Annotated in this window: 9 protein-coding genes; 1 reads left to right on the top strand and 8 read right to left on the bottom strand. The window is 40.7% G+C overall.

Annotated features, from left to right (window positions below; genetic code table 11):
* Positions 1–484: 484 nt before the first annotated feature.
* The 6 genes from BGP15_RS11880 to BGP15_RS11855 all read right to left on the bottom strand — a co-directional run bounded on the left by BGP15_RS11880 (position 485) and on the right by BGP15_RS11855 (position 9230).
* A complete protein-coding gene (locus tag BGP15_RS11880) occupies positions 485–1606 on the bottom strand; it encodes an acyltransferase family protein (protein ID WP_286769625.1) in 1122 nt (373 codons plus the stop codon).
* 66 nt (positions 1607–1672) lie between these two features.
* The gene (locus BGP15_RS11875) at positions 1673–3223 is read right to left on the bottom strand and encodes a RagB/SusD family nutrient uptake outer membrane protein (protein WP_286769624.1); all 1551 of its coding nucleotides are present in this window, start codon (positions 3221–3223) and stop codon (positions 1673–1675) included.
* 18 nt (positions 3224–3241) lie between these two features.
* The gene (locus tag BGP15_RS11870) at positions 3242–6514 is read right to left on the bottom strand and encodes a TonB-dependent receptor (protein WP_286769623.1); all 3273 of its coding nucleotides are present in this window, start codon (positions 6512–6514) and stop codon (positions 3242–3244) included.
* Between the two features lie 35 nt (positions 6515–6549).
* Positions 6550–7689 carry a FecR family protein gene (locus BGP15_RS11865; RefSeq protein WP_070563977.1) on the bottom strand — a complete coding sequence of 380 codons (1140 nt, stop codon included), beginning with the start codon at positions 7687–7689 and terminating at the stop codon, positions 6550–6552.
* 67 nt (positions 7690–7756) lie between these two features.
* The gene (locus tag BGP15_RS11860) at positions 7757–8314 is read right to left on the bottom strand and encodes an RNA polymerase sigma-70 factor (RefSeq protein ID WP_286769622.1); all 558 of its coding nucleotides are present in this window, start codon (positions 8312–8314) and stop codon (positions 7757–7759) included.
* A gap of 211 nt (positions 8315–8525) precedes the next feature.
* Positions 8526–9230, bottom strand: coding sequence for an LOG family protein (locus tag BGP15_RS11855; protein WP_046673602.1), 705 nt, complete (start codon positions 9228–9230; stop codon positions 8526–8528).
* A 114-nt stretch (positions 9231–9344) separates the two neighbouring features.
* Between BGP15_RS11855 and recR the strand changes: the two genes are divergently transcribed.
* Positions 9345–9959, top strand: a complete 615-nt coding sequence (gene recR / locus BGP15_RS11850) for a recombination mediator RecR (protein ID WP_046673482.1) — start codon at positions 9345–9347, stop codon at positions 9957–9959.
* On the opposite strand, the gene BGP15_RS11845 is transcribed toward recR, so the two are convergent.
* A complete protein-coding gene (locus BGP15_RS11845) occupies positions 9956–11152 on the bottom strand; it encodes an oxygenase MpaB family protein (RefSeq protein WP_286769621.1) in 1197 nt (398 codons plus the stop codon). The genes recR and BGP15_RS11845 overlap by 4 nt on opposite strands.
* Positions 11137–11490 carry a hypothetical protein gene (locus BGP15_RS11840; protein ID WP_286769620.1) on the bottom strand — a complete coding sequence of 118 codons (354 nt, stop codon included), beginning with the start codon at positions 11488–11490 and terminating at the stop codon, positions 11137–11139. The genes BGP15_RS11845 and BGP15_RS11840 overlap by 16 nt, the downstream gene beginning before the upstream one ends.
* Between the last annotated feature and the right edge of the window lie 14 nt (positions 11491–11504).

Raw genomic sequence — 11504 nt, 5'->3', positions numbered from 1 at the left:
AAAACAAAAAACAGTAGCAACCTATCGGCTACTACTGTTTAAATTATTTATTTTTAATCACTGAAAACCTGTATCGATTTTTCAGGACTAGTCATTGGTTATTTAAAAACCTGGGGCTCCCAACCTCAGGTTTTCTTTTTTTTATATTTCCGAACAAGAATTTTAGATGAAGTATTCCTTTTATTTTGATTATTCAAAATAAATCAGTGTTTTTTTTATTTGAAATATATATTTCAATTTATTGGTTTTCAATTGATTAATATTTGTCCCCCTTTTGTCCCCCTAAGTTTTTTCTCTGTATAGTTAGTTTAAGTTACTTTAGTGTCAGCGTACTGTAATAGCGGAATTAGTAAAACAAAGATGGGGCGTTTTCTAAAAGTAGCTGCGGTATATCTTATCCATATCTTTATATATAAAAAGGGCCTTTGGCCCTTTTTTTATTCCTAATTCAGATTCACTTATTTTAACCCAAAGATAACTTGACCTAGATTTTGATATAGATCTTTTTCTTTCGTAAATAATAGGCGATCAACCAATTCAAAGCGACAAATAGCAATGCAAATAGCGCGGAGGATAATTGTTGATTTTGCCAACCATCAAACAGGAAATGATAGCTAAAGTTCCAAAGGTTTTGATGTTTATCCCCAATGAGAATAAATGAACAAATCGTAGGGATTAGTCCGCTAAGACAATAGATAAATAGTGTATTCCTGCCGAAGTCGTCAAAGACAGTATAAAATATCCCTCTGATGTTTTGAAATTCGATGAGATAGATTAATATACCAAGAAAAGAGATGGCAATACCCGTTGTGAATACGCAGTAACTGCTGGTCCAGATTTTCTTATTAATTGGAAAAGCAAATGACCATAGATAGCCTACTAAAATAAAGACCAGGCCTACGACAAATAGGTTCATTAGCTCCCTTTTGCCGGTCAGTTTTTGAATAATGTATTTTCCTGTGATATACCCGAATATCGTTTGACTGATGGCCGGAAATACGCTCCAGATATCCTCTGGATCAAACGCTGTTCCTTCGCCGTGATAGAGGTGGGATGCACCAAAGATTCGGATATCCAGTGCCGTTCCAAACCAACCATCCAGACTATAGGCATCTGCTGGATTACCGTAATAGCAAATTAGCCAATAGACGGGTAGGAGCAAGATACTAATAACTGCAGCACCTTTAGCCCTAAAATAGTATAATATCATTGCCGTGCTGAAATAGCAGATTGCAATACGCTGCAGCACCCCAAAATACCTGTACTTGGCAAAGGGAATCCACTCGAGCTGGTGAAGACTATTCCATTCCACAAAGGGGAAAATATTTAAAAACAGACCAAGTAGAAAAAGGATGATTGTTCTCTTGAGAATTTTATTCCAGTAAGGTACGGGTGCTAGCTGGTCGCTGTTTTTTAAAGAAAATGCCATGGAGTTTCCGACAGCAAATAAAAAAAATGGAAATATAAGATCTGTAAACGTGCATCCATGCCAGATGGAATGTTCAAGTGGAGGAAACACATGATGATAGTTGCCAGGATTATTGACGAGAATCATAGCCGCGAGTGTAAACCCACGGAAAATATCCAGTGATTTAAAACGAGTCATAATAAAGTGTATTGGTAAAAAAGGCTGTTCAAGGATACTCCTTTGAACAGCCTATGCTTGGTCTAATTAATAGCCTGGATTTTGAGTCAGGCTCGGGTTTGCCTGCAGTTCCAATAATGGTATTGGAAGGAGCAGGCTATTTTGGTTAAAATTATACTTAATCAACGTAGGGCTGCTCTGCTTGCCGTTATCGCATGTAAATTTGATTTCATTTAATTTATTCATCACATCTACTGTGACACCATAACGGTTTAAATCATCCCACCGTTGCCCTTCGAAAGCTAGTTCTAATCGGCGCTCGTTGAGAATGATGGCCTTTAGGGCACTGGAGCTGATTCCGGATAAATCGGCGAGCCCTGCGCGATGACGGATGACATTAAGGGTATTTATTGCCCCTGAAGTATTTCCCAGTGCGTTTTGAGCTTCTGCTTTGAGCAGAATGATGTCCGCAAGTCGTAAAAGGTAAAAATGATCGCCACTTTGGAAGCTGTTGGCATGTTTTTGCTTTACGTTAAATGGGATTTCTGTCGCAGCATCTCCGCAGGGATTCCAAAATTCATCCGCCCAAGGAACTGAATAGAACCAAATGTTGGCGTTCTTTCGTTCGGTGTCGCCAGCATTGTCATAAGCTTCGACAAGATCTTTCGATGGTGTTCCATATCGGCGCCATTCGTTTTCGTTGATTTTGCCATTTTCATCAAGATCCGGGAAAAAGAATGCGCCACCCCAGCAGCTTAGATTGGGACTGCCGGCGATGTAGGGAATCTCAATGATAGATTCACTATTATAGTTGTGTTTGCCGTCAAAAAGATCCGCATAGTTTTGAAGGAGCTGGTAATCACCTTTTCCAGCGATCACTGCATCGGCGTATTGCAATACCTTATTGTAATCTCGATCAGGGCGTTGTGCCCATATCTTGGTCAGTAAGGCATTTGCAGCACCTTTAGTAGCTCTAACCTTGTCGATGGAGGGTTGCCCAAATCCATCAGGGAGATTGTTTGCCGCAACTTGTAGGTCAGAGTCAATAAAATCATAAACCTCGGCTACAGTTGATCGCTTGATGCGTAATACTTCTGCATCTGTACTGTTGGAGTGTTTTTCCAAGGGCACACCACCATAAAGCTTGACCAATTGATAATAATGGAAGGCCCTTAAAAATGAAGCTTCTCCAAGAATTTGTTTGCGTCTTTCATCCGAAAAAGTAGGATCTGTGACCTTATCAACGTTGTCAATAACGATATTGCATTTTGAGATTGCTCCATACAGTTCTTCCCAGTCCCTGCGTACCATTTCATTGGTATTGGTGATGTTATTATAGTCAATTTGTGCAAAATCTATTTCGCCACCACCGGCAGCATGGGCATTATCAGAGCGAATATCTGTTTGCAGAATCATTTCCCATTGATAATAATTGGCATTGCTCCCTGGACGAGTGCCATTGCCTATAAAAGAATTATAGGCTCCGTTTAATGCTTTCTCAATATTGTCTCCTGTGAGATAGGCATTTTCGCTCGTTACCGTGGAGGTAGGCTGAAGATCTAAAAACTTTTTGCAGGAATTTAGAGTAAGCGATGTCAATAAGGCTATGGCCAATGAAGTATATCTAGTTGATTTCATTTTTTGTAAGCTAAAAGGTTAAAAAGTTAGGTTTAAACCAACAATAAAGGTGCGTGCCTGCGGCGAAGTACCAAAATCGATACCGGGCGCCATATTGGAGCTCACGGTTTGCTGATTAGTTCCCCCATACATGCTTACCTCAGGATCCAAACCTGAGTATTTGGTGAATGTTAACAGATTCTCGCCCGTCACATAAAAACGGACCTTATTGAGCTTCCATCTTTCAAGCACTTGTTTAGGTAGCGTGTAGGCCAGGGTCATCGATTTTACCCTGAGGTAAGAACCTTTCTCTACAAAACGGGAGGAAATTTGTGAATTGTAGTTGTCATCTGTATTGTTTAGATCCGGACGTGGCATAATACTGTTGTTGTTATCAACAGTCCATCTGTTTAACACGGCAACACTTTGGTTTCTCGGTTCCCACATACCTTCTGTATAAATACGCGTCGCATTAAGGATATCATTTCCCTGTACCCCCTGTAAGAAAAAGGAAAAGTTGAAGTTCTTATAGCTGAAATCATTGGTCATGCCATAAGAGAATTTTGGTGTAGCATTCCCGATGATAGCCATATCACTCGTTTGAAGACCTGCTTCCGGATCAGCCATCTGATAGATCATATCTCCGGTCTCTGGATTGACGCCTTTTGCGATATAGCCCCAGAAGGACCCCAATGCAACGCCTTCTTTTGCAATCGTACTATTACCCCGACCATCGATATTTCCGTCATAATAGGTTCCGCCATCAATATTCAGGACTTTATTGCGATTGAGCCCAAAGGTCACAGTTGTATTCCATTTGAAATCGTGAACGAAATTTCGGCTACTCAATTCGAATTCGAAACCTCTATTTTGTAGGTCGCCGAGGTTTTTCAGCGCAGTTCTATAGCCCGAACTGTACGGAACCCTTGAGCTGAGAAGTAGGCCTACAGTCCTTTTTGCATAATAATCTGCACCAAATATCAATCTCGAATTAAAGAAACTGGCATCCACACCAATATCGGTCTGATTTGTTGTTTCCCATTTTAAATTGGGATTGTCCAGGGTAGCAGGCGTATAACCGGGTACAACTTGGTCGCCGATGTTATATGATCCTGTCACGTCGACTAAACCGAGATAGGAAAAGGCCGGAATTTGGCTATTTCCAACTTTACCCCAACTCGCACGGATTTTCAAATCGTTTACGGTGTTTTTCAGCGAACTGAAGAAATCTTCATTGGATAAACGCCAACCGGCAGAGAAAGAAGGGAAGTAGCCCCACCGGTTATTTGGGCCAAATACAGATGATGCGTCAGCCCGCAGATTTGCTGTAAATAGGTACTTGTCGTTATAATCATAACCAATTTTTGCGATGCCAGATACAGTGGATACAGCGGCGTCTACTGCCGTAGGCATCGCTGTGATCATCGAACCACCATTGACCGTGTGGATTGCTGGATTAGCAAAATTTTGCGTAGCAATATTTGAGGTTGTTGTTTGTGTTTTCGTTGTAATATAGCCTAATAAGCCTGTAAAGTGGTGCTTGTCACTAAAGGTTCTATTATAGTTTAATGTATTTTCGGACATCCAATACTGATTGTCCTGCTGCTGGAGCGTTGCCATACCCTTATATTTTCGACCTTCCGTTGTACGAAAAGGATCTACGAAACTGCGGTACTGGTTGTTAAATTTTTCATACCCAAACAGCGATTTGAATTTTAATCCAGGTAGGATATTGGCTTCCACAAAGGCATTTCCTGTAAATCTGTTGTTGATATAGCTGTGCTCGTTGCCTGTTGCCAATGCAACGGGGTTGTCAAGATCTGTATAGAATGGATCTACTGTGAAAGCACCTTTGTCGCTATATATTCCGATTACTGGAGAGCCCAGATAAGCATTCATGATGACTCCATTTCGGGAGTTCTCGGTAATATCCACGTCGTACCAACGGTTGTACGATAAGCTGGTCCCCACCTTAAAGATTTTATTGATCTGATGATCCAAATTAACCTTGAAATTGACCTTGTTTACTGTATTTGTGATGACCGTACCATTATCTTTTTGATAAGATCCCGAGATGTAAAACCCTGTCTTTTCATCTCCACCGCGTACTGAAGCCTGGTATTTTTGGCTGTGACCGGTGCGGAATAGCTGATCTGGCCAGTTTGTATCAGCGGTATATTTCGACCAATCCAAGGCTTCTCCCATCTCAGCCATTAATTCTCTATATTGTGCCGCATTTAGAACACTAGGCTTTTTTCTGATGCCTGAAAATCCTTGATAGGTTTCGAAATTTACCTGTGTCTTACCGTTTGTTCCTCTTTTGGTTGTAATCAATACAACGCCATTTGCGCCAGAAGATCCATAGACAGCGGCTGAAGCAGCATCCTTTAATACAGAAATGCTTTGAATATCGGATGGATTGAGCTCCGATATGTTTTCAGTAGGAACACCATCTACAATGTATAATGGATTGCTACCTGCAGTAATTGTTGAAGTTCCGCGAACGCGAATAGAGAAGCCAGCTTGAGGTTGTCCGGAAGATTTTACAATTTCCACCCCCGCCATTTTGCCCTCCATAGCACTCGCTAATTGGGTCACAGGGCGATCTTCAATATCTTTTGTACTCATGGTTGCAATGGCTCCCGTGATGTCTTTTTTCTTCTGTGTTCCAAAACCGACCACAACGATCTGTTCCAGTTGGTTGTTGGCAGTTTTTAGCTGTATATTGAGGTAACTATTGGAACCTACCGTACTACTGATAGTCTCATAACCTATTGAACTAAAGCTGAGTTGATGGGTAGTAGTCGCTTCAATAGAAAACTCACCTTTACTGTCTGTTTCCGTTTGTTTACCTGTTGTTGTATTGCGGATGGTGACTCCTGTTAATGCTTTACCGTCGCCATCGGTAACGCGCCCTTTGACAAGCTGTTGTATATTGATCGTGTTTCTTAAAGGTATGTCATCTATTTTCCTTTTTAGGACAATGGTGTTATTGACAATTTTGTATGAATACGACAGTTCTTTCAGGTTGTCATCCAGAATTTCAACAATAGAACCATCTTTATGGTTTATGCTGATTTTTTGGTTATCATTTATCTGTGAGTTATCGTACAGAAACACATAAGAACTCTGACGCTCGATTTCTTTAGCAAACTTTGCCAAAGTGTATTCCTTGTCTTGTAACTTGATTTTAGATTGGTTTACATTCGCCATCGCCAAATTATTTGCATGGGAAACGCATTGGATAGCAAGTAAAGCAGCAAATAGTTTTGCCTTTTTACCAGCCCCTTGGATGGTTTTAAGTTTGTGCATAATTAGTTGGTTAAGTTTGTTTTATATTAGATAATTTAGAGTTCAACTTCAATTTTATTGTTTTCCAATCGGCATTTTATATCCAGAAAGTTGAGGGTCTCAACCAGTTGCTGGGCAGTTGAATTGCGTTTTATCTTACCTGTCAGTTCACGCTTTTCATTTGTTCCTTTATACACGATATCCACATTATACCAGCGTTTTATGGCGGCAAGCGCATCTTTAATGGGTGTCGATTCGAAATAGAAAAAACCATTTTTCCAGGCCATTGCTTCTTCGATATTGGCTTCTGCTACGATAAGATTCCCGCCAGTGGTAAATGCTGCTTGACCAGGTTTCAGCATTTTTGACTTACCGAATTGCGAGACTTGTACAGAACCGGCTATAAGTGTGGTTTTATTGTTTTCATTTGGATAAGAGCGTACATTAAAATGGGTTCCGAATACACGAATGGTCTGTTCATTGGATCGCACATAGAAGGGGCGCTTGCTATCGTGGCTGACCTCAAAATAGCCCTCCCCAGATAATTTTACTTCCCGGCTATTCGACGCAAAAGATTCAGGAAACGTCAGCACGGATCCAGCATTTAGCCACACCTTACTGCCATCGGCCAAAATGATCGTATACTCTGTTCCAATCGGGGTTTCAATGGTATTGGTACGGCTTGTAGCAGTTTTCCTACTGGCTGTAAATTGATATTGCACGGTTCCGGAAGCAGTCGTAATTACTTTCACCTGTTCATCCTGATGGAGAACGCTCTGTTGCTGGGCAGAAAGATCAATTTTAGTTCCATCGGCTAAAGTTAATACGGCCGCCTTAATGCCCGGGTGAACCTGTTGTTGCATCTTCACGGCTACCCGCTGGCTATCTCCAGATGTTCTTTTAACAAGGTAAAGGGGTAATATAAACAACAGTGCCAAAGCAGCAGCTATTCCACCCAACTTCACCCGTTGCGGGATTCGCCTGATTTTTGACGCTTGGATTTCCTGCTTTATATTGGAAAATAACAGCTCTTTGAGTTGTTGTTCATCGGTTGCCAGCCCCTCAGGAATAGGGAGAGGTTCGCCATTACTTGTTTCATACCACTCTTGCAATTCGGCTTCCTCTTCAGGGGTACATGTGCCTTGAAGCCATTTGTAAGCCAATTGCTTTATCCGGAATTGATTATGATCAACCATATTTAGGGGTTATTTATATATAGAGTCCCTAGATTGGGTTGATACCCTGACAAGAAGAGAAAAAAAATCACAAAGTAATCAGAAAGCGCTGAATACCAGCGCGTATTTTTTTTAAGGCACGGCTTAATTGGGTTTCGACCGTTTTCACAGAGATGTTCATGTGCTCAGCGATCTGTTTATAAGTGAGTCCTTCTTCGCGGGATAATTTGAAAACAAGCTGGCATTTTTCGGGCAGTTCCGAAACAAGCTGATCCAGCCGAACTCGAAGTTCTTCAAACTGAAGCCAATCTTCCGTCGAGTTATCGAAATCGGCCCATTCCGTATCGTGTTTAAAAGCTTCCTGCTTGTATTGTTGCGCCAGATATTTAAAGACTTTGTATTTAACGGCCACAGCGAGGTAGGAGGCGAGATTGCTTTCAATTTGGAGTTGATGGCGTCTCAGCCAAAGCGAAGTAAAGATGTTTTGTACGATTTCTTGCGCGTCTTCCAGCGAATTTGTTTTGCGCGCAGCCTGGTAATAAAGCTTTTTCCAATAGCGATCATACAAAGCTTCGAAAGCTAAGCTATCGTCTTGTTGAACCAATACAATCAACTCTTCATCTGAATGGCCTCCCAAATCTTTCATGCAAGACAATAATTTGTTTTTCTACGGTTAACGACGTGTAATGCGAATCGCGCTATAAATGTAGGGACTAAATTGGCAATAATGCAACTTTAATCTGTAAAAGCTGGTTTTGAACAGCTAAATACCTATTTTACAAAGACCAAGGGGAGGGCAAATAGGCAAAAAAAAAGAGTATCTGTTGATTCAGGTACTCTTTTTTTACGGGTACTTCTTAGAAGTTTGGTTTCAACAAGTATTTGTCGTAGAATCGGAAAATATGATCCGCAGCCTCTTCGGCAGTATCGACAATACGGTATAGTTTCAAATCTTCTTCGCTGATATATTTGTTAGGAATCATTGTATTCTGAACCCAGTCCATCAACCCTTTCCAATATTCAGAGCCAACCAACACGATCGGAAAACGTGCAATTTTGCCGGTTTGAATCAATGTGATTGCTTCAAAAAGCTCATCCATGGTTCCAAAGCCTCCTGGCATAACAATATAACCCTGAGAATACTTCATGAACATCACTTTTCTGACGAAAAAGTACTTGAATTCAAGTAGTTTGTCGCGATCAATATATTTGTTGTGAAACTGCTCAAATGGTAATTCAATATTTAGACCAACAGACTTTCCTCCGGATTCATAAGCACCTTTATTGGCTGCTTCCATAATTCCAGGTCCACCGCCCGAGATAATACCATAACCGCGTTCTGTCAATAAACTGGCAATATCGACCGCCATTTGATAATATTTGTGTTCACGTGGCGTACGTGCTGATCCAAATATCGATACACAGGGACCAATTTTTGCCAATTTCTCAAATCCGTCCACAAACTCTGACATCACTTTAAAAATCTGCCATGAGTCCTTAACTTTAATTTCCTGCCATGTTTTGTTTTCAAATGCGCGGATAATTTTATCTTCTTTTGTAATGTCCATATATAACGTTATACATTTAATTCTAAATTCCAATTTTTCAAAAAGGAATACAATATAGCTATTTTTTTAATAGTAGCTACTTTTTCTGATTATTCTTACATTTGCATTATGAATTTTTCTTCTAAACTTCTTGAGAATGCCGTCGCTGAATTTGGAAAACTACCAGGCGTAGGGCAAAAGACAGCATTACGACTGGTTTTGCATCTGCTGAAGCAATCCGATGCGGATGTAGCCCGTTTTACAGCCGCTATTGATCGCTTGAAAGAAGATATTCAGTATTGCCAGGAATGTTTCAATATTTCGGATCACAGTATATGTGAGATATGTGCCTCCTTTAAACGTGATAAAAGCTTGATTTGTGTTGTGGAAGATACACGTGATGTGATGGCCATTGAAAATACAAATTCCTATCAAGGTGTATATCATGTATTGGGTGGGTTAATTTCGCCAATGGACGGTATTGGTCCTGCGGATCTAAAAATTGAGGGATTACTCAATCGAATTCAAAGAGGTGAGGTGGAAGAAGTTATTCTGGCACTTTCAGCAACAATGGAAGGGGATACCACCATTTTTTATTTATATCGCAAATTGCGTGAGTTTGATGTTAAAATTACAACCATTGCCCGCGGTATAGCCTTTGGTGGTGAATTGGAATATGTGGATGAACTGACCTTAGGACGGTCCATTGCGACACGGGTGCCTTACGAGCGCAATGTTGGTTAATTGTATTTCAGATAGATTTGTTTCACACCCTCGTGTATCTTTCTTCCTTTGTCAATCTGTTGTTGTCGCCATAGGCTGTCGGTGATCATATGATTTGCTTTTTTATTTTTTAAGATATTCACATAAGCGATTTTACCGAGTACCGTTTTCCTTAAACCAAGTAATGAACACGAATAGTCTCCCAATAGATAATGATTGTAGTAGAGATGAATTTCACGCATAAGCTTTCGTCCCCATTTGTTTGTGGGGTAGGCTGCTTTAATGGGCTCTTCCATGAGCGCTTTTGCTAAGGCTAAACTATCCTGATCTCCTGATTGTTGGGTCATCGTCCAATAATACAACGCTTCAATAGCTTGCTCCTCGGTGTCGGGTAGCAATTGCGTGGGAATGCCCAGCAATGTCCCAATAAATTTCCAAACATGGAATAAACCATCAACCTCGCTTTTCAATATATTGAATTTCATGCGTTTTAGCCCTGTTAGATAAACAAGAGAGAATCCGAGGTTGGTCGCAAGCATATCCCAAGTGTTTAAAGGGATGCCCCATTTTTCTGTTTGCCACTGACCGTGCTTTAGAATATTTAACCGAGCATACGAATGGATACATCGGGTAAGTAGGATGGCCTCAATGCCGATATTACCCTTTTTCAGTGCATTGTTACCTGTGACGTCAACCCAAAAGGTGACCGTTTCGGTGAGCCTTTTGACAGCACCTTTTTTTAACGCACCTGTAAAAATTAGGGGTTTATTGATGGCACTGGATTCATAGCCCCCCATGAGGACATAGTCCCGTAATACGACAAGTCCTGATAAGCCCGAACGTTGGCTGAGGCCAATGCCTTGCTCTATTTTATCCCAATCTAACCAAGAGGGACTGAGATCCAATGTCTGTAGAAAATTCTTCAATATGGGTTCGTATGCTGCATCAATAGGCTTTCCTGCAAGTGCATCTTTAAGCAGTTGTTGACCTTGAGGGAAACCAATTTTTAGGTGGAGCTGTTCGACAAGCTGGTCGCAGCTATTGTCAAATTGATCGAGTAAAGGTACAAATTGATCGGCAGCAGCGATCGAAGGTTTAGTCGGCAATTTGCGAAGCAATTCCACGCCAAGACCTCTCGACCAATAGAAAGAAAATGAACTTGTATTAACTTGATAACGCTCGGGTATTCGCCTCTCTTTTATTGAGTTGTCCAAGATATATAACCTCCTGTTAATGTGATTGTATTGTTCGATTTATTGAATTTAAAGTCTATATAATCCGTTTGACAAGATAAAAGATCACTGCAGCAAAATTGACGGTCAATTTTAAAATGAAGTCTAAAAGAGCCGCCTGTCTGATCAGCAAAAAAAGTTAGCCTGCTGACGCTAAAGTCACTTAAATGCGGGCCGCCATCTTTATCTTCCAATTGATCGATAACGTAATCATTGATTTCTTTCTGATGTTTGTCGACGAATGGTAGGAGCTCTTGATCGGTGAACGGTATGATTAAACTGTCTTTTTCTATCGCTTTTCTGATGCTAATTTCTGCCATTTTATTATAATATG

This window comes from Sphingobacterium sp. 40-24 (genome assembly GCF_001899705.1).
Lineage (GTDB): Bacteria > Bacteroidota > Bacteroidia > Sphingobacteriales > Sphingobacteriaceae > Sphingobacterium > Sphingobacterium multivorum.
The sequence above is the reverse complement of the archived record's forward strand: the minus strand, read 5'-3'. Positions and strand labels throughout refer to the sequence as shown.